Raw genomic sequence first — 257 nt, forward strand, 5'->3', positions numbered from 1 at the left:
CTCGGTGCTGGCGTTGGCGTACCTGGCCTTTGTCGCCACCATGCTTGGCTACAGCTTGTGGAGCAAGCTGTTGTCACGCCACCCGGCTGGCAAGGTGGCACCTTTTTCGTTGCTGGTGCCGGTGATTGGCCTGAGTTCGTCTGCATTGCTGCTGGGCGAACGGCTGACCGCAACCCAAGGTTGGGGGGCATTGCTGGTGATGGCCGGGTTGCTGGTAAACGTGTTTGGTGCGCGGCTTGGCCAACGCTTGCGCGCGG

The 257-nt window shown here is 62.6% G+C and carries 1 protein-coding gene; it reads left to right on the plus strand.

Features of this window, described 5'->3' with window-relative positions; genetic code table 11:
- On the plus strand, positions 1-257 hold a 257-nt coding region (locus SB765_RS31360; protein WP_410932727.1), incomplete at both ends, for an EamA family transporter.

This window comes from Pseudomonas sp. SIMBA_067, from assembly GCF_046534675.1.
Taxonomy (GTDB): Bacteria; Pseudomonadota; Gammaproteobacteria; order Pseudomonadales; family Pseudomonadaceae; genus Aquipseudomonas; species Aquipseudomonas putida.